This is a genomic window from Lentzea indica (assembly GCF_012184385.1).
Taxonomy (GTDB): domain Bacteria; phylum Actinomycetota; class Actinomycetes; order Mycobacteriales; family Pseudonocardiaceae; genus Lentzea; species Lentzea indica.
This window is the reverse complement of record NZ_VSRL01000073.1, coordinates 18,435-36,547: the sequence shown is the minus strand read 5'-3', so window position 1 is coordinate 36,547 and position 18,113 is coordinate 18,435. Positions and strand designations below refer to the sequence as shown.

18 protein-coding genes and 2 pseudogenes are annotated in these 18,113 nt (G+C 67.2%); 13 read left to right on the top strand and 7 right to left on the bottom strand.

Annotated elements, in window-relative coordinates; translation table 11 throughout:
• The 4 genes and pseudogenes from FXN61_RS21180 to FXN61_RS55520 all read right to left on the bottom strand — a co-directional run.
• Positions 1 to 870, bottom strand: a pseudogene (locus tag FXN61_RS21180) (hypothetical protein); the annotation flags it as partial.
• Positions 871 to 1,144: 274 nt separating this feature from the next.
• Complete coding sequence (locus FXN61_RS21175) at positions 1,145 to 1,498, bottom strand: DUF3558 family protein (RefSeq protein ID WP_167975788.1); 354 nt, start codon at positions 1,496 to 1,498, stop codon at positions 1,145 to 1,147.
• Positions 1,495 to 1,944 carry a type VII secretion target gene (locus FXN61_RS21170; protein WP_167975787.1) on the bottom strand — a complete coding sequence of 150 codons (450 nt, stop codon included), beginning with the start codon at positions 1,942 to 1,944 and terminating at the stop codon, positions 1,495 to 1,497. Before FXN61_RS21170 ends, FXN61_RS21175 begins: the two co-directional genes overlap by 4 nt.
• Positions 1,945 to 2,025: 81 nt before the next feature.
• Positions 2,026 to 2,244: a DUF397 domain-containing protein gene (locus tag FXN61_RS55520; protein ID WP_312877892.1), complete on the bottom strand. Its 219-nt coding sequence runs from the start codon at positions 2,242 to 2,244 to the stop codon at positions 2,026 to 2,028.
• Between the two features lie 433 nt (positions 2,245 to 2,677).
• Here FXN61_RS55520 and FXN61_RS21160 point away from each other — a divergent pair, with 433 nt between their 5' ends.
• The 13 genes and pseudogenes from FXN61_RS21160 to FXN61_RS21100 all read left to right on the top strand — a co-directional run bounded on the left by FXN61_RS21160 (position 2,678) and on the right by FXN61_RS21100 (position 16,380).
• Positions 2,678 to 3,328, top strand: coding sequence for an L-threonylcarbamoyladenylate synthase (locus FXN61_RS21160; protein ID WP_167975786.1), 651 nt, complete (start codon positions 2,678 to 2,680; stop codon positions 3,326 to 3,328).
• Between the two features lie 81 nt (positions 3,329 to 3,409).
• Positions 3,410 to 4,549, top strand: a complete 1,140-nt coding sequence (locus tag FXN61_RS21155) for a glycosyltransferase family 4 protein (protein ID WP_167975785.1) — start codon at positions 3,410 to 3,412, stop codon at positions 4,547 to 4,549.
• Between the two features lie 89 nt (positions 4,550 to 4,638).
• The gene (locus FXN61_RS21150) at positions 4,639 to 5,085 is read left to right on the top strand and encodes a Cg1360 family ATP-synthase-associated protein (protein WP_167975784.1); all 447 of its coding nucleotides are present in this window, start codon (positions 4,639 to 4,641) and stop codon (positions 5,083 to 5,085) included.
• A gap of 150 nt (positions 5,086 to 5,235) precedes the next feature.
• Complete coding sequence (atpB, locus tag FXN61_RS21145) at positions 5,236 to 6,015, top strand: F0F1 ATP synthase subunit A (RefSeq protein WP_167975783.1); 780 nt, start codon at positions 5,236 to 5,238, stop codon at positions 6,013 to 6,015.
• A gap of 61 nt (positions 6,016 to 6,076) precedes the next feature.
• Positions 6,077 to 6,331: an ATP synthase subunit C-like protein gene (locus FXN61_RS52385; protein WP_167975782.1), complete on the top strand. Its 255-nt coding sequence runs from the start codon at positions 6,077 to 6,079 to the stop codon at positions 6,329 to 6,331.
• Between the two features lie 28 nt (positions 6,332 to 6,359).
• Positions 6,360 to 6,908, top strand: a complete 549-nt coding sequence (locus FXN61_RS21135; protein WP_376770693.1) for a F0F1 ATP synthase subunit B — start codon at positions 6,360 to 6,362, stop codon at positions 6,906 to 6,908.
• A gap of 3 nt (positions 6,909 to 6,911) precedes the next feature.
• Positions 6,912 to 7,746, top strand: a pseudogene (locus tag FXN61_RS21130) (F0F1 ATP synthase subunit delta).
• Between the two features lie 46 nt (positions 7,747 to 7,792).
• Entirely contained in the window at positions 7,793 to 9,439 is a 1,647-nt protein-coding gene (gene atpA, locus FXN61_RS21125) for a F0F1 ATP synthase subunit alpha (protein ID WP_167975781.1), read from the top strand.
• 8 nt (positions 9,440 to 9,447) lie between these two features.
• Positions 9,448 to 10,362 carry a F0F1 ATP synthase subunit gamma gene (locus tag FXN61_RS21120; RefSeq protein WP_167975780.1) on the top strand — a complete coding sequence of 305 codons (915 nt, stop codon included), beginning with the start codon at positions 9,448 to 9,450 and terminating at the stop codon, positions 10,360 to 10,362.
• Positions 10,355 to 11,791 carry a F0F1 ATP synthase subunit beta gene (atpD, locus tag FXN61_RS21115; protein ID WP_223165535.1) on the top strand — a complete coding sequence of 479 codons (1,437 nt, stop codon included), beginning with the start codon at positions 10,355 to 10,357 and terminating at the stop codon, positions 11,789 to 11,791. Before FXN61_RS21120 ends, atpD begins: the two co-directional genes overlap by 8 nt.
• 168 nt (positions 11,792 to 11,959) lie before the next feature.
• Positions 11,960 to 13,126 carry an MFS transporter gene (locus FXN61_RS21110; RefSeq protein WP_312877891.1) on the top strand — a complete coding sequence of 389 codons (1,167 nt, stop codon included), beginning with the start codon at positions 11,960 to 11,962 and terminating at the stop codon, positions 13,124 to 13,126.
• 15 nt (positions 13,127 to 13,141) lie between these two features.
• The gene (locus FXN61_RS21105) at positions 13,142 to 14,653 is read left to right on the top strand and encodes an ABC transporter transmembrane domain-containing protein (protein WP_167975777.1); all 1,512 of its coding nucleotides are present in this window, start codon (positions 13,142 to 13,144) and stop codon (positions 14,651 to 14,653) included.
• Positions 14,650 to 16,380 (top strand): ABC transporter ATP-binding protein, encoded by a 1,731-nt coding sequence (locus tag FXN61_RS21100; RefSeq protein WP_167975776.1) that lies wholly within the window; start codon positions 14,650 to 14,652, stop codon positions 16,378 to 16,380. The genes FXN61_RS21105 and FXN61_RS21100 overlap by 4 nt, the downstream gene beginning before the upstream one ends.
• Here the strand turns inward: FXN61_RS21100 and FXN61_RS21095 are convergent.
• Genes FXN61_RS21095 through FXN61_RS21085 form a run of 3 tightly spaced genes read right to left on the bottom strand, consistent with a single transcriptional unit; the run spans position 16,377 to position 18,075 of the window.
• Positions 16,377 to 16,562, bottom strand: a complete 186-nt coding sequence (locus tag FXN61_RS21095; protein WP_167975775.1) for a hypothetical protein — start codon at positions 16,560 to 16,562, stop codon at positions 16,377 to 16,379. The genes FXN61_RS21100 and FXN61_RS21095 overlap by 4 nt on opposite strands.
• On the bottom strand, positions 16,556 to 17,596 hold the full coding sequence (locus tag FXN61_RS21090; protein WP_167975774.1) for a hypothetical protein: 1,041 nt from the start codon (positions 17,594 to 17,596) through the stop codon (positions 16,556 to 16,558). Before FXN61_RS21090 ends, FXN61_RS21095 begins: the two co-directional genes overlap by 7 nt.
• Positions 17,587 to 18,075 carry a SigE family RNA polymerase sigma factor gene (locus FXN61_RS21085; RefSeq protein ID WP_167975773.1) on the bottom strand — a complete coding sequence of 163 codons (489 nt, stop codon included), beginning with the start codon at positions 18,073 to 18,075 and terminating at the stop codon, positions 17,587 to 17,589. The genes FXN61_RS21090 and FXN61_RS21085 overlap by 10 nt, the downstream gene beginning before the upstream one ends.
• Positions 18,076 to 18,113 lie beyond the last annotated feature (38 nt).

Here is an 18,113-nt window from a genome sequence, read left to right as displayed (position 1 = left end):
CGCACCCATGCCGCGACCGCCTCCGCCGCCACCGGGCATGCCCGGACCGTCCGCCGCCAGGAGGCCGTCCCGGAGTACCGCCACCGGGAGGGCGATCCGTCCAGGCGGGAACGGGCCGGGGTTCGGGATGCCGGGCGGCCTGTTCCGATCGCCGCCGCCGGGCGGCCTGTTCGGGTCGTAGTTGCCCGGCAGGTTCGGGTCCTTCGTCTGCGGGGCGACCCACGACGGGTTCGTCGTGCCGTTGTTGGAGCCCGGAGGCATCCCCGGCATGCCGGTGTTGGCGGGTGGCCGGTAACCGTTGACGTTGCTCAGGCTCTGCGAGTTCGTGCTGCTGCTCGTCTGCGTGACGCCCTGATCTTGCGTGACCTGCGGCGTGGATTCCATGGTGGGCATGGACATCGCGGCGGCCATCATGGTGTTGTCACGCGTCTGCATGACCTGAACAGCTTCTTCTTTGGCGCCCTGCTGCTTGTTGTAGGTGGAGATCATCTCGACGGGAGCGCCCACCATCATCACGGGGCTGATGAAGCCGCCCTTGTTCGTGAGCCAGTCACCGGCGATCTTCATCGGATTGAACTCGACCGGGGCGGGCATGCTCTTGTTCGCTTGCACCGCCGCGTCTCGCTGCTGCTCGATGGCGCTGGCGGTACGTGTGAAGGCTTCGCCGGTTTGGTCCGAGAACGTTCCTACCTTGCCCAGAGCCGCCCGAACCCCTTCCGCGGCACGCCCTTTCCAACCATCCTGAGAGCCGTTGACCAGGATGCTGAAGTCGGTAGCCAGCTCCTTGAACGTGTTGCCCATCGTCTTCCACGCGTCGCTGACGGTGGTTGCGGTCTCAGGATTGTAGTTCTGGGTGACCAACTGCTGCATTTGTTCGTGCGGTTGGCCTGCGTAGTTGGCGTTCGGGTGCGGAACAGTGGGTTTGATGGGTCCGGGCGCCATGAGAATTCCCCCCTCGGGCGTCGTTACGGCAGCTTCGGTGCGATGAGGTCGGCGGCTTTGGACGCACGTTCACATGCGGCTGCGGTGTCGTCCGAGATCAGGCCAATGTTTCCAACGACCGTCACCGACGACGACTCGCTGATTGAGATCACAAAATGGCACATGCTCGTGGCTCCGTCTGGTGCCTCGACTTTCTTCGCGTCTACTTGCCGACCTTGGTGTCCGTCACCTTCTCGCTGTTGAGGTTCAGGTCTGTGATGCCGGACTTGGCGCGGATGGCGACAGAGAGCCCTCCCTTGCCGCTGACCTGCCACTCGCAGGTCTCAGCGGTGCCCACCTTCACTGCTTCGCCTGGGTACTTGAGGCCCAGGCTGGTGACCTCGGCTTCAGCGAGCAGGTCGCATGGTTTGACCGTTTCCAGGCCCGACGCGGAGTTGGAGTCGCTGGTCGGGGCAGGGCCACTGGTCGGTGTCGGGTTGCCGTTTTCCTTGGTGCCGGTGCATCCGGCGCTGAGGACCGCGAGGCCGATCGTCGTGGCAATAAGGATGCGCTTCATGACTTCCCGTCGATTTTCTTGAAAGAGTCGCGGCCGGCCTGGTCGACGTTGTGGTAAGAGGCGCGACTCTTCTCGATCTGCGTCTTCAGTTCGTTGATCGCCTTGGCGAGGCTTTTGAGAGTCTGCTGCCCAGCGGTACCGAACGTCCTGTTGCCTCGGCTGATCTCCTCGGCGTATCCCCCGCCGAGCTTGGTCTCTTGGCTGAGAACAGTCGAACGTGCACCAACCTTCTCGAGCTCGTCCCCCATCGCGGTGAGCTTCTTGATCATGGCGTCGACCAGGTGCGGATCGACTGACAACGCCTGGGTCTCCACTGCCACCGCGACTGCCTTGCCGGCATCCATGACAGCTTGAAGACCGCTCCCGAAGATGCCGTCCCACGTGCCGCCCGCGGCCTTGTCGGCGAAGCTGCCGACCTTGCCGCTTGTCACTGCTTCTTCGGACACAGAAGCTCGACCCTCCCCGATAGCGCTCTGTGGTCGGCATATGACCTTACAGTGGTGCGCCCGTTCGGAGGATGCGTTGAACTACTTAACCCTGTTTGGGCTAAAACTTCCCCTGGTCAGGAAGGCTTTGAATGCGCTAAGTGAGAATGAAAGCGCAGGTCCAGTGGGGTGCTTGGAGTCGCGGACGCCTGCGTGGGTGATGGTCAACGCCACCTCGGCGCAGTTCTCCTGGCTGCCGCTGTAGCTCGGGGCGTAGTCGGCGTCGTTGCTGAGGTCTGCTGCCTTCTCCGGGATCCACACTGGGAGGTCGATTTTGCAGGGAGCGGTGCTTGTCCATGTTGAGGGCACTGCACGAGACGATGTTGCTGTCCGTGCGGGAGAGTTCGGCTTGGCGGGCGTTGCGGTAGCCGCACTGGGTGTCTGGGATCGGCGCGTCCAGCGGTAGCCGGCGTCCACGATGGACGGTGGATCGGAGTTGGGGTGGGGGAAGGTTGTCTTGTACGCCTCGGCGCTCGCGGTCTGGCATGCACGCCGCGCAGGACAAGGCCGATGACGAGCCCGAACGAAGCAGAAGTAGCCGGAGAAGAGGACGGTGTTCCCGCCGTCCACCGGTTCTGCCGTTCCACGGTCAACCACCAGGCTGCACAAATAGCAGGGCGGGCAGGCTGCGACCCAGCGTGATTAAGGCGGGCCTTGCGTCACCCGGTCGGGAAGCCTGGCTAGGCTCACCAAGGTGAGCACGGTCTACGACTGCAGCGAACCGAGCAATCGCGCGGCGGGACTTGCCGCTGCCGCCGGTGCGGTGCGGAGCGGGCGACTTGTCGTCCTGCCCACCGACACCGTTTACGGGATCGGCTGCGACGCGTTCGACGCCGAAGCTGTCCGGACTCTTCTCGAGGCCAAGGGGCGTGGGCCTGACATGCCCGTGCCTGTGCTGGTCGGGTCCTGGACCACGATCGACGGGCTGGTTCTCAGCGTGCCGCGGCAGGCTCGGGCGCTCATCGAGGCGTTCTGGCCCGGTGGGTTGAGCATCGTGCTGCCGCACGCGCCGAGCCTGGCGTGGGATCTGGGGCAGACGCGCGGCACGGTGATGTTGCGCATGCCGTTGCATCCGGTTGCGCTGGAGCTTCTCCGTGACGTCGGTCCGATGGCCGTGTCCAGCGCGAACAAGAGCGGGCACGCCCCGGCTTCCAGTGCGCAGGAGGCTCGTGACCAGCTCGGCGACGCCGTGCCCGTGTACCTCGACGGTGGGCTCAGCGGTGAGAACATCGCCTCGACCATCGTCGATCTCACCGGGCCGGACGCGTTGATCCTGCGTGAGGGCGCGGTCAGCAAGGAACAGGTCAACGAGGTGCTCGGCATCGAGGTCGACGTGGCGCGGTAGGACGCTGCTGCCAGAATTGATCATGGCGCCGCGAGTACCGTGGCGAGCACCCCCGATTTCCCCCGATTGATTGGTAGGCCCGTGGGGCCCGCATCCTCGTTCGTCCTTCCCGTGCGCGAGTACCTGCTCGTCGCGTTGATCGCTGCCGTCGTGACGTTCCTGCTCGTCGGCCTGGTTCGCGTGATGGCGTTCCGGCTCGGGGCGGTGGCCTACCCGCGGCAACGTGACGTGCACGTGCAGCCGATGCCGCGCATGGGTGGTGTCGCCATCTACGGCGGCGTGTTGTGCGGCATGTTCGTGGCGCACCAGTTGCCGGTGCTGCGGGCGGCGTTCGACTTCTCCAACGATCCGTGGGGTGTCATCGTCGCGGGCGGCGTCATCGTGCTCGTGGGTGCGATCGACGACAGGTTCGAGCTCGACTCGCTCACCAAGCTGGCCGGTCAGGTCACGGCGGCGGGCATTCTCGTGCTGTTCGGTCTGCAGTGGATGATCGCGTGGGTGCCGTGGGACGGCGGCGCGACCATCTCCCTCGACCAGAACCAGGGCGCGCTGCTGACCGTGCTGCTCGCGGTCACGATGATCAACGCGATGAACTTCGTCGACGGCCTGGACGGGCTGGCCGCCGGCATCGGGCTCATCGCCGCCGCGGCCACCTGTGCGTTCTCGATCGGTCTGCTGGTCGAACGACAGGGCGCGGTCGAGGCCTACCCGCCGGCACTGATCGCCGCCGCGCTCGCCGGCGCGTGCCTGGGCTTCCTGCCGCACAACTTCAACCCGGCGCGCATCTTCATGGGCGACTCGGGCTCGATGCTCATCGGCCTGATGCTCGCCGCCGCCACGACCAGCGCCTCCGGCAAGATCAACCAGGCCACCGGCAGCGCGGCCGACCTGCTCGGTCTGCTCTCGCCGTTGATCGTCGTGGCCGCGGTGCTGTTCGTGCCGCTGCTCGACCTGCTGATGGCGATCATCCGCCGCACGCGTCGCGGTGAAAGTCCGTTCTCGCCGGACAAGATGCACCTGCACCACCGGTTGCTGGAGATCGGGCACTCGCAACGGCGTGCGGTGCTGCTCATCTACTTGTGGGCCGGCGTGCTGGCGTTCGGCGCGGTGGCGCTCACGTTGTTCGATCCGATCATCGTGGCGACGTGCTTCGTCATCGGGCTGATCGTCGCGTTCGTGGTGTCGGCGATCCCGCGGCTGAGGGAAACCCGCAAGTCGTAAACGCCGTTCATCTTGTTTGGATCCGCTTAACCGCCGTTAACGCGGGGCTGCCCGCAGGCGTTGCTGTGCGAGTTCCTACACTTCGAGACATGAGCGACGCGGACAAGGCCGTCACGCACGAGCTGACCGTCCAGCGGCTCGCCGGGGAAATGTTCCGCGCGGCCGCATGGGCCGCGCTCGGCACGTTTGTCCTCGGCGTCGTCGTGTCAACTGTGATCTGGGGGACCGCTGGTCTCTTCGGGTCATTGATCGGTGGTGCGATCGCCATCGCTTCGAGCCTCGGCACGCTGTTGTTGATGCGCAAGACCGCGGCGCTCGATCCGATGTTCGTGATGGTCGCCGCACTCGGCGGATTCATGGCCAAGCTGATCGTTCTGCTGATCGCGGTGATCCTCCTGCGCAACCAGTCGTGGCTGGAACCCAAGGCGCTGGGAATCACCCTGGTGGCGACGGTGCTCGTCACGTCGTTCCTGGAGGCCAGAGCCTCCAAGCGCAGCCGTAGTCAGATGGTCGTGCCCGCCTCCGAAGGCGCCTGAGACCTGCTGATATGGTCCGCGCAGACCAGGGACACCCGATAGCAGGGGTGCCTCTCGTAGTCGCTTGCGAACCGTAAGGTACGTTAAGTCCAGATCGTGACGATTCCCCCGGCGGAGTGAACGCCGGCCGGGAGAACCGGAAGGAACACAGTGACCGACGTGGTGCTGGCCGCGGGAGACGGGTTCGTCGCCCCTGGTGTGAAGGACTTCTTCCTCCCGCCGATCTTCGGCGAGGTCACGAAGCCGATGGTCCTGCTGGTGCTGTCGATCGTGATCATCGCGGCCTTCTTTCTCGCCGCGACGCGCAACCTGAAGGTCATCCCCGGCAAGTTCCAGTTCGCAGCCGAGTCTGTGTACGACTTCGGGCGCAACAACATCGCCAGGGAACAGATCGGCGCGAAGGACTTCAAGCCCTTCATCCCGCTGGTCCTCACGATCTTCTGCTTCATCCTGGTGAACAACCTGTTCGGGCTCGTTCCGATCGTCCAGTTCCCCACGATGTCGCACATCGGCTTCCCGCTCGCCGTTTCGTTGCTCGTCGTTTACCCGGTGTACCACTTCGTCGGGTTCAAGCGGCACGGCTTCGTGGGCTACTTGAAGCACCAGACGGTTCCGCCGGGCGCGCCGTGGTTCGTGCTCCCGCTGCTGATTCCGATCGAGTTCTTCCAGAAGTTCATCCTGAACCCGCTCACGCTGGCGATCCGAGTTTTCGCCGCGATGTTCGCGGGACACCTTCTGCTGCTGGTGTTCACCCTCGCCGGTGAGTTCCTGCTGCTGAGCGGTGGACTGACCGTCATCGTGGCGCCGGTGTCCTTCGCCTTCGCCATCGCGCTGACCTTCCTGGAGGCACTGATCATGTGCCTGCAGGCCTACATCTTCGCGCTGCTGTCTGCCAGCTACATCGGCATGGCGCTGGCAGAAGAGCACTGAGAAACACAAAGCCTCCGATCCGCGAACACTCGCGGACCGAGTTGGAAAGGGAACAGCAACAGTGAGCGCTCTCGTTCTTGCGCAGGATGCCGCCGCCAACATCAACCCGGGTCTCGCGGCCATCGGCTACGGCCTCGCTGCGATCGGCCCCGGCATCGGCGTGGGTCTGATCTTCTCCTCGGTCATCAGCGGCACCGCCCGCCAGCCCGAGGCCCGCGGCGTGCTGCTCGGTCTCGCGTGGACCACCTTCGCCATCGTCGAGGTTCTCGCGCTGATCGGCTTCGTCGTCTACTTCATCGCGACCGCCCCGGCCTAATCGAACCCTGATCGCGTTAGGAGACGTCGTGGTCACCCCCCTCATCCTGGCTGCGGAGGAACCGCTCAACCCGGTCCTTCCGCACACGTCAGAGATCATCCTCGGTCTCGTCGCGTTCTTGCTCCTCCTCTTCGTCATCAAGAAGTTCGTGTCGCCGAAGTTCGAGGCGCTGTACGCGGAGCGGACGGCCAAGATCGAGGGTGGCATCGAGAAGGCGGAGCAGGCCCAGGCCGAGGCTCAGCGCACTCTTGAGCAGTACAAGGAGCAGCTGGCCGAGGCTCGCGCCGAGGCCGCGCGCATCCGCGACGACGCGCGGGCCGAGGGCCTGCAGATCATCGAGGAGCTGCGCGAGCAGGCGCAGGCCGAGTCCGCCCGCATCGTTGCGCAGGGCCAGCACCAGCTGGACGCTCAGCGCGCTCAGATCGTCGCCGAGCTGCGTGCCGACCTCGGCCGCACCGCCGTCGAGCTGGCGAGCAAGGTCGTGGGCGAGTCCCTCGAGGACGAGGCCCGCCGCCGCGGCACCGTCGACCGCTTCCTCAACGAGCTGGACGCCGTCGCGGCGCCGGCGAGCAAGTAGAGGCTGCCGATGACGCTGCATGCCGCAAGTCGTGAAGCTCTGGCAGCCGCTGAACTGCGGCTGCTGGAGCTGGCCGACGCCACCACGTCGACGGACGAGCTCGCCAAGCTGGGCGAGGAGCTCTTCGCCGTGCTGGGTCTGCTGATCGAGCAGCCCGCGCTGCGCCGTGCGGCCGCCGACGCCTCGTCGGAGCCCGCCGGTCGCGAGCAGCTCATCCGCGGCCTGTTCGCGGGCAAGGTGAGCGATGCGACGCTGCAGGTCCTGGCCGCCGTCGTGACCGCACGCTGGTCCAGCCCGCCGTGAGCTCGTCGACGGTGTCGAGTCGCTCGCCCGCACCACGCTGCTGGTGCGTGCCGAGCGCGATGGTCAGCTCGACTCGGTGGAGGACGAGCTGTTCCGGCTCGGCCGCATCGTGGCGGGTTCGCACGAGCTCGAGCTCCTGCTCGCGGACCACGCCGGCGCGGTCGACGGCAAGGTCGCGCTGGTCGACACCCTCATCGAGGGAAAGGTCAGCCCGGTCACCAAGACGCTGGTGGACCAGCTGGTCCGCCACCCGCGCGGTGTCCGCGTCGCGAACGGCCTCGGCGAGCTCGCCGACCTGGCGGCCAAGCGCCGTCAGCGTTCCGTCGCGCACGTCCGGTCCGCGGTGGCGCTGACCGCAGAGCAGGTCGACCGCTTGACCGCGACGCTGACCACGATCTACTCGCGCCCGATCGCGCTGCACGTCGAGGTGGACGCCTCGCTCGCGGGTGGTCTCCAGATCAAGATCGGCGACGAGATCATCGACGGAAGCATCGCCGGCCGGTTGGCGGCACTGCGCCGCAATCTCGCCAGCTAGCCCCCGAGCCCTTTCCCAAGAACGAAGAAGTGAGAGCAGGAACGACATGGCGGAGCTGACGATCTCGTCGGACGAGATCCGCAGTGCGATCGAGAAGTACGTCTCGAGCTACTCCCCGGAGGTCAGCCGGGAAGAGGTCGGTACCGTCGCCGAGACCTACGACGGCATCGCCATCGTCGAGGGCCTTCCTGGCACGATGACGAACGAGCTGCTCGAGTTCCCCGGTGGCGTCCTCGGCGTTGCCCTGAACCTCGAGGTCCGCAACATCGGTGCGGTCATCCTCGGTGACTTCGACAAGATCGAAGAGGGCCAGGAGGTCCGCAGGACGGGCAAGGTCCTGTCCGTGCCGGTCGGCGACGGCTTCCTCGGTCGCGTCGTCAACCCGCTGGGCCAGCCCATCGACGGTCTCGGCGACATCGTCGCGGACGACACCCGCGCCCTGGAGCTGCAGGCGGCTTCCGTGCTGCAGCGTCAGCCGGTGTCCGAGCCGATGCAGACCGGCATCAAGGCCATCGACGCGATGACCCCGATCGGCCGCGGTCAGCGTCAGCTGATCATCGGTGACCGCAAGACCGGTAAGACCGCGGTCTGCATCGACACGATCATCAACCAGAAGAAGGCCTGGGAGTCGGGCGACCCCAAGCAGCAGGTCCGCTGCGTGTACGTCGCCATCGGCCAGAAGGGCTCCACCATCGCGGGCGTCAAGACCGCGCTGGAGGAGGCGGGCGCACTCGAGTACACGACGATCGTCGCCGCCCCCGCTTCTGACTCGGCCGGCTTCAAGTGGCTGGCGCCGTACACCGGCTCCGCCATCGGCCAGCACTGGATGTACCAGGGCAAGCACGTCCTGATCATCTTCGACGACCTGACCAAGCAGGCGGAGGCGTACCGCGCGATCTCGCTGCTGCTGCGCCGCCCGCCGGGCCGCGAGGCCTACCCCGGCGACGTCTTCTACTTGCACTCGCGTCTCCTCGAGCGTTGCGCGAAGCTCTCCGACGACCTCGGTGGCGGTTCGATGACGGGTCTGCCGATCATCGAGACCAAGGCGAACGACGTGTCGGCGTACATCCCGACCAACGTCATCTCGATCACCGACGGTCAGTGCTTCCTCGAGTCCGACCTGTTCAACGCCGGTGTCCGCCCGGCCGTCAACGTGGGTATCTCCGTCTCCCGCGTCGGTGGTGCCGCGCAGATCAAGGCGATGAAGGACGTCGCGGGCTCGCTGCGTCTCGACCTGTCGCAGTTCCGCGAGCTGGAGGCCTTCTCCGCGTTCGCGTCCGACCTCGACGCCGCGTCGCGCGCCCAGCTGGACCGCGGTGCCCGTCTGGTCGAGCTGCTCAAGCAGGGCCAGTACTCGCCGGTGCCCGTCGAGGAGCAGGTCGTCGAGATCTTCGCCGCGACCAAGGGTCACCTGGACGACGTCCCCGTCGCCGACATCCGCCGCTTCGTCGCGGACTTCAAGGACTCGCTGCGCCGCAACCACGCGGACCTGCTGGGCAGCATCATCGAGACCAAGAAGTTCCCCGAGGACGCGCAGAACCGCGTTGCCGCCGCCGTGACCGAGTTCAAGAAGCAGTTCACCGCTTCTGACGGCACGACGATCGTCAACGAGGCGCCGGAGAAGGCGATGGACGCCGACAAGGTCGCCCAGGAATCGGTGAAGCTCCACAAGCCCGAGCCCACCAAGAAGTGATCTGAGCCATGGGCGCACAGATTCGGGAGCTCCGCCAGCGGATCCGAACGGTCAACTCGACCAAGAAGATCACGAAGGCCTACGAGCTCATCGCCACGTCTCGCCTCGCCAAGGCGCAGACCAGGGTCGCGGCCTCGCGTCCCTACGCGGACGAGATCACGAACGTGCTCTCCGCGTTGGCCGAGGCCTCGGCGAACCTCGACCACCCGCTGCTGTCGGAACGGGAGAACCCCAAGCGCGCCGCCGTCCTGGTCGTGACCAGTGACAAGGGCATGTGCGGTGGTTACAACGCGAACGTCCTCAAGGCGGCCGAGCAGCTGATCCAGCTGCTCAAGTCCGAGGGCAAGGAGCCGGTGCTGTACGCGACCGGCCGCAAGGCGATCGGGTACTACAACTTCCGCCGTCGTGAGGTCACCGCCTCGTGGAGCGGGTTCTCGCAGACCCCGCACTACGTCAACGCCGTCGAGGCGGGTGACGCACTGGTGGAGGCGTTCCTGGAGGGCACGGAGGACGGTGCGCAGGGCGTGGACGAGATCCACGTCGTGTACACCGAGTTCAAGTCCATGCTGAGCCAGACGCCGACCGCCAGGCGGATCGCGCCGATGGAGGTCGAGTACACCGGCGAGACCCCCAAGGGCCCGCGCGCGGTGTACGACTTCGAGCCCAGCGCCGAGGCGCTGCTCGGTGCGATGCTGCCCAAGTACGTGAAGACTCGGCTGTTCTCCGCCATGCTGGAGGCGGCGGCTTCGGAGTCGGCGGCTCGTCGTACGGCCATGAAGGCCGCGACGGACAACGCGACGGAGCTGGTCCGGAACCTCAGCCGGGCGGCGAACTCGGCCCGTCAGGCCCAGATCACCCAGGAGATCAGCGAGATCGTCGGTGGCGCCTCCGCGCTTACCGGTGGCGCAGGAAGTGATGAGTGACATGAGTGCTACTGCCACCACCACCCGCACCGGCCGTGTGGTCCGGGTGATTGGTGCGGTCGTCGACGTGGAGTTCCCGCGCGACGCCGTGCCGGAGCTGTTCAACGCGCTGCACACGGAGATCACCTTCGAAGCAGTCGCCAAGACCCTGACCCTCGAGGTCGCGCAGCACCTCGGCGACAACCTTGTCCGCACCATCTCGATGCAGCCGACCGATGGTCTGGTGCGCGGTGCGACCGTGTCCGACACCGGCAAGGCCATCTCGGTTCCGGTCGGCGACGTCGTCAAGGGCCACGTCTTCAACGCCCTCGGTGACTGCCTCGACGTGCCCGGTCTCGGCCGCGACGGCGAGCAGTGGGGCATCCACCGCAAGGCGCCCGCCTTCGACCAGCTCGAGGGCAAGACCGAGATCCTCGAGACCGGCATCAAGGTCATCGACCTGCTCACCCCGTACGTCAAGGGTGGCAAGATCGGCCTGTTCGGCGGCGCGGGTGTCGGCAAGACGGTGCTCATCCAGGAGATGATCACGCGTATCGCGCGTGAGTTCTCCGGTACGTCGGTGTTCGCCGGCGTCGGTGAGCGCACCCGTGAGGGCACCGACCTCCTCCTCGAGATGGAGGAGATGGGCGTTCTCGGCGACACCGCCCTGGTCTTCGGTCAGATGGACGAGCCGCCCGGCACGCGTATGCGCGTCGCGCTGTCCGCTCTCACGATGGCGGAGTACTTCCGCGACGTGCAGAACCAGGACGTGCTGCTCTTCATCGACAACATCTTCCGCTTCACCCAGGCCGGTTCCGAGGTGTCGACCCTGCTGGGCCGCATGCCTTCGGCCGTGGGTTACCAGCCGACGCTGGCCGACGAGATGGGTGAGCTCCAGGAGCGCATCACCTCGACGCGCGGTAGGTCGATCACCTCGCTGCAGGCCATCTACGTGCCCGCGGACGACTACACCGACCCCGCCCCGGCGACCACCTTCGCCCACCTGGACGCGACGACGGAGCTTTCCCGTCCGATCTCCCAGAAGGGCATCTACCCGGCCGTCGACCCGCTGTCGTCGTCGTCTCGAATCCTCGAGCCGTCGATCGTCGGCGAGGAGCACTACCGGGTCGCCCAGGAGGTGAAGCGAATCCTGCAGAAGTACAAGGAGCTGCAGGACATCATCGCCATCCTCGGTATGGACGAGCTCTCCGAGGAGGACAAGGTCCTCGTCGGTCGCGCGCGTCGTCTCGAGCGCTTCCTCGGCCAGAACTTCATCGTGGCCGAGAAGTTCACCGGTCAGCCGGGCTCGTTCGTGCCGATCAAGGACACGATCGAGGCGTTCGACCGCGTGTGCAAGGGCGAGTTCGACCACTTCCCGGAGCAGGCGTTCTTCTCCTGCGGCGGGTTGGACGACGTCGAGGCCAACGCCAAGAAGCTGGCCGGCAACTGAGTTAGGTCTGGCTTGACGAAGGGCCGTTCCTCCTTTGTGGAGGGACGGCCCTTCTGCCGTTCCCGGGACACATGACATTTCCGGTGGATGGAAACCGCACTCCCCGCTGCAGGGTCTGAAGTCGCACGATGCACGGCACACCAGACCCCTCGCCGAGGAGGAGAGCACGTGAACAAATGGGTGTTGCCGCTGTGTTGGACCGCTGTCCTGCTCGACGGCTTCGACCTCGTGGTGCTCGGCACGGTGATTCCCGTGCTGCTGCAGGAAAAGCTGCTCACCACGGCGAGTGCGAGCGCGGTGTCGACGGCAGGGCTGGTCGGGATGATGCTGGGAGCGCTGATCATCGGCACCATCACCGACGTCCTCGGGCGGCGCAAGGTGATGATGTTCGCGGTGGCCGGGTTCTCGGTGTTCACGCTGGCCTGTGCGGTGGCGCAGGACGCGACGACGTTCGGCGTGTTCAGGTTCCTGGCTGGGCTCGGGCTCGGCGGGTGTCTCCCGACGGCGATCGCGATGGTCAACGACGCGCGGCCGCAGCAGGGTGGGCGGGCCACCACGCTGATCATGACCGGATACCACGTCGGGGCCGTCATCACGGCTCTGCTCGGGATCGTGCTGATTCCCCAGCTCGGGTGGCGGTCGTTGTTCGTGGCGGGGGCGTTGCCGGCGCTCGTGCTGATTCCGTTGATGGTCAAGCACTTGCCGGAGACGGTGGCGCGCAAGGCGCCCGCGCGGGAGGCGGTCGGCTCGCTGTTCAAGCCCGGGCTGCGGAAGGCGACGGTGGCGTTCTGGGCGGCGTCGTTCATGGGGCTGTTGCTCGTGTACGGGCTCAACACGTGGTTGCCGCAGATCATGCGCAGTGCGGGATACGAGCTCGGTACCGCACTCGCCCTTCTCCTCACGCTCAACATCGGTGCTGTGATTGGACTTCTGATCGCGGGCACGGTCGCGGACCGGATCGGGGTCCGGCCGGCGGCGATCGGGTGGTTCGCCGGGGCCGTGGTGTTCCTGGCGTTGCTCAGCATCAAGTTGCCCGGTGCCGGTGTTTACGTGGCGGTGTTGCTCGCCGGGTGCTTCGTCTTCAGCGCGCAGGTGCTGGTTTACGCCTACGCGGGGCGGGTTTACGAGGACAACCGGGCCACGGGCATCGGGTGGGCCGCTGGGATCGGACGGTTGGGTGCGATCAGCGGGCCGTTGCTCGGTGGTGCCCTCCTCACCGCGGGGCTGGCGCATCCGTGGGGTTTCTACGCTTTCGCGGTCGTGGCGGCGCTGGGCGCGGTGGCTGTGACGGCCGTCGGACTGCGGACCAAATCGGTCGTGTCGCACGCGGGGTGATGGCACAGTCGGGTCATGTCCCGACATGCCCCGTACGACGATCCGGGAACGCCTGACCTCCGATCGCCCTGGCGGTATCTGTGGTGGCTGGTGAAGGTGCAGCGCCGGCGGGTGCTTGCCGGGGCGTGGTGGGGGTCGCTGTGGATGTGCGGGCTGATCCTGCCGCCGTATCTGATCGCGCGGGCCATCAAGGACGGTCTGAGGGCGGGCGACCGCACTGCGCTGGTGTGGTGGTGCGCGGCATTGGTCGCGGTGGCGGGGTTGCTGGCGCTCATCGGGATCGCGAGGCACCGCACGATGACGTTGGTGCGGACCGATGCCTCGTTGCGGACGGCGCAGGTCGTGGTCAGGCACGTCACGCGGCTCGGTGGTGTGGTGCGGCGGAAGCTGTCCACAGGGGAGTTGACGTACCTGCAGAACGGCGACACCGCGCGGATCGCGCACGCGCTCACCAGCACGGGTCCCGGGGTGGGCTCGGTGATCGCGTACGTGGTCACGGCGGTGCTGCTGGTGCGGATTTCACCACTGGTCGCGGTGGTCGTGTTGCTGGGCGTCCCGGTGCTGGCGGTGGTCACCGGGCCGGTGTTGCGCCGCCTGCACGCGGTGGAGGCCGGTTATCGGCACAGCCAGGGTGAGCTGAGCTCGCGGGCCGGTGACATCGTGGCCGGGCTGCGGGTGCTGTCGGGGATCGGCGGCAAGCCGGCGTTCGAGGAGCGCTTCCGGGCGAAGTCGCGTGAGGTGCTGCGGGACGGCTATCGGGTGTCGGCGTGGCTCAGCTGGGTGCAGGCGCTGACGTGGGGACTGCCGGCGCTGTTCCTCGCGGTGGTCACGTGGATCGCGGCGCGGCTGACGGTGACCGGCGCGATCTCGATCGAAGAGATGGTCGCGGTGTACCTGTACGTCACGACGTTGATCGTGCCGGTCAGCTTCTTCATGGAGGGCGCGGACGCGATCCCACGGGCGTTGGTGTCCGCACGGCGCGTGGTGGATCTGCTGGCGTTGCAGCCGGACGCCGACGAAAGCGATGCCGAGCCTCTGGACGTGAAGAGCGGTGCGCTGACGGTGGTGGTCTCGGCGAACACAACGCTGGCACGGGAAGCGGTGGAACGGCTGCCAGGACAGGTCGTTGTGGCGGACAACGACGACTACCTGTTCCCTGGATCGGTGCGCGAGGCGGTGTCGGTTGCCGAGCACGACGACGCCGAACTGGAACAGGCGATCTGGGCGGCCGCCGCCGCAGATGTCGTCGAGGCGTTGCCGGACGGGCTCGACTCGCACCTGGAATCGCAGGGGCGCAACGTTTCCGGAGGCCAGCGCCAACGACTCAGGCTCGTCAGGGCGTTGCTCAGCGAACCGGACGTGCTGGTGCTCGTGGAGCCGACGTCGGCGCTCGACGCGGTGACGGAGGCGGCGGTGGTGCGGCGGGTGAAGGAGACGCGGTTCGGGCGGACCACCGTGGTCGTGTCGTCGTCGCCGTTGTGGATCGGACAGGCTGATCAGACCGTGCACCTGGAGGAGAGCCGATGAACCGGCTGCCGATCGCGGACCGGCGGCAGGTGCGGCGGGCTGCCGCGCGGCTGATGCGGGGCGAACGACGTGCGCTGGCGGTGGTTCTCGTGCTCACCGCGCTGACGGCGTTGTCGGGGCTGGTCGGGCCGTACCTGGTCGGCAAGATCGTGGGTGGCGTGGAACGCGGTGGGCTGACCGTGTCCACCGTGGACCTGCTCGCGCTGGGCGTGCTGGGCGCAGCGGTGGCGCACCTGTTGTTGGTGCGGTACAGCGCTTTGCAGACGACACGGCTCGGTGAACGGTTGCTGGCCTCGTTGCGCGAGAAAGCAGTGACCCGCTCGTTGGCATTGCCTGCGCGGGTGGTGGACCGGCTGAGCACCGGTGATCTGCTCGCTCGTGTGACGAGTGACGTCGGCACGGTCGGTCAGGCGCTGCGGGACAGCGTGCCCGAGGTGTTCACGGGAGTGGTGCACCTCGTCGTCGTGTTCGTGGCGATGTTCTGGCTGGATCCGGTGCTGGGCCTGGTCTCGTTGGTCGGGATGCCGTTCCTCGTGTGGGTTCTGCGCTGGTACCTCTCCCGTGCGCGCGACGCGTACCTGGCGGAGAGCGCGGCCAACGGTGACGTGGCGGAGATTTCCGCGGCGGTCGGCGAGGGCAGCCGGACGATCGAGACGTACGGGCTGCGGGACCGGATGGTGGCCGCCGCTGACGACACGATCGCGCGGTCGTACCGGACGCGGCTGGGGACGTTGCGGCTGAGGAACGTGCTGTTCCCGGTGACCAGTTTCGTGAACACCGTGCCCACCGCGTTGGTGCTGCTCGTCGGCGGCCTGGTCTACGCGGCGGACGGCGTTCAGATCGAGGTCGTCGTCACGGGCAGCCTCTACGTCTGGCGTCTCATCGAGCCGCTGGACCGCATCCTGTTCTGGGTCGAGTTCCTGCAGCGCGGCGGTGCGTCGTTCGCACGGGTCGAGGGGATCGGCACTCATGTCGAACCCGCGCCGGCTGTCCGCGAGCCGGACGACGATCGCATCGAAGTGCGCGGCGTCCGCTACTCCTATGTGGACGGACACGAGGTGTTGCACGGCGTTGATCTGGTGGTGCAGCCGGGTGAACGGCTCGCGATCGTCGGTGTCTCCGGCGCCGGAAAGTCCACGCTGGGCAGACTGATCGCCGGGATCGACCGGCCCGCGGAGGGGTCGGTGCACGTCGGCGGAGTACCGGTGGCGGACCTCGCGGCTGCGGGTGAGCAACGGATTGTGCTTGTGACGCAAGAGCATCACGTGTTCATCGGCACCGTCAGGGAGAACCTGGCGATGGCCGCACCGGACGCTCCGGACGAACGGCTCGTTGAGGCGTTGCGCACCGTTGACGCGCGCTGGTTCGACGAGTTGCCGGAAGGACTGGACACGGTTCTCGGCGCGGGTGGGGTGGAGTTGGATCCTGGGCGGGCACAACAACTCGCGCTCGCACGGGTCGAGGTCGCCGACCCACACACGTTGGTGCTGGACGAGGCGACGTCATCGCTGGATCCGGCCACGGCCAGGCATGCCGAGCGCGCGATCGCGGCCGTGCGGGAGAAACGCACGGTGATCGCGATCGCGCACCGGCTGCAGACCGCGCGTGACGCTGACCGGATCGCGGTCGTGGACGCAGGTCGCATCGTGGAGCTGGGATCCCACGACGACCTGGTCGCCAGAGACGGCACCTACGCGACGCTCTGGCGCTCCTGGCACGGCGGTTAGAGCGGGATGACGGTCGAGCTGCCGTCGCGCCAGACGGTCACCTCAGTGGTGCCGGGCGGTGCCAGCCACGCGTCCTCGCGCTCGTCGGTCCCGGTCCCGAGCAACGCATTGCGGTCGGCGAGGATCGTGCCCTGGCCGTCCGGCAGCGTGAGCCGTACCGGCACCGGCGTGCCCTTCACCACGGGCCGCCGGGCAGCACGCGGTCGAACGTGCCGTCGGGCTGGTAGAGAGCGCCGACCAGCTCGTCGTTCGTCTCGGTCACCACGGCGAACCGGCCGTCCGGGAGCCAGGCCCGCACCTCCCACAGCAGGTACGGCGTGTCGTAGTCCAGGTAGCCCCGCCGCATGAGGTCCTCGGCCACGAGCTTGTCGGCACTCGAGCCCGGCCTGCTGGGCTCCTGCCTGGCCGAGGCCCACATCACGTCACGCCAGCCGAGACCGGTGTGCGGTTGCATCACCTTCTGCTGCTCCATCTCCTGGCGAGGCAGGATACGTTCCCCGACGCGGTTGACGTCGTCGGCGGGTGGACCGTTGTCCGTGCGGATGAACACGGGCTTCTCCGTCGGCTTGGCACTCACCACGGCGACCCCGTCGTGGAACGACGCCTCGTGCCACTTGCGCGAGTACCGGAGGTCCTGGCCGCGCACCGGGCTCACCGACCAGAAGACCTTCTGCCCGAGGCTCAGCACCACGTACGTCGCGTTCTCGTCGCTGCCGAGGCGGTAGATGCCCTGCTCGCGGGCGCCCTTGTACACGATCTCCTGATCCACCACGGTGTCGTCGCGCACCAGGCCCACCAGCGTCTGCGGCTTGGTATAGCTGGGCACCCGCACCGACTGCGCGATCAGCGACACCCGCCCGTCCTGGGTGTTCCCCGCCCAGAACACGTGCGCGTCCGGTGAGACCTCCGTCACGAGGTCGCCGACAGCCGTCCCTTTCGTCCACGCGGTCAGCGACTGCTGGATGAACTCGGTTTGGTCCGCCAAATCACCGCCGATCGCCGCGGTCAGGCGCACGTCGTCGGCCAAGGGCGGCTCGGAGGAGGAGCGGGTCAGCACCACACCCGACGTCACGCCCGCGAGCAGCGCCACCGCCGCGGTCACCGCCAGCAGCTTGCGCGTGTGTCGTCGTCGCGCACCGGCCATCACGTCCCCCACGAATCCCGGCCGCACGTCCAGCTCTGCCGTAGCGGTCTCCATTGCTTCTTTCAGTTCCACGTCAACACCTGCTCACCCATCAGCTCCCGCATGCGAGCGAGTCCGCGCGAGGTCTGGCTCTTCACCGTGCCGACGCCGCAGCCGAGCGTGCGGGCGGTCTCGGCCTCGCTGAGGTCGTCGAAGAACCTCAGCACCAGAACGGCGCGCATCTTCTTCGGCAGCTGCGCCAACGCGCGCACCACGCTGTCCGCGTCCACGACGTGTTCCTCGTGCCCGCGAGACGTAGGTACCGCCCCCAGGTCCAGCGGTGCCTCCGGCTTGCGGGCACGCCGTCGCCAGCGGTTCGCCGCTGCGTTGGCCAGCGCGGTGCGGGCGTATGCCTCCGGAGAGGTCCTGATGCGGCGCCACTTGCCGTACATGCTCATGAGGACGTCCTGCAGAATGTCCTCAGCGGCGCCTTTGTCACCGCCGCACAGCAGGTAGGCGGTGCGCAGCAGTGCCTGCGAACGCAACGCCACGAAGTCTTCGAAGTCCTGCATGTCCCCCCTTCGGCGGTTGTCGAAGGTACTGACACCGG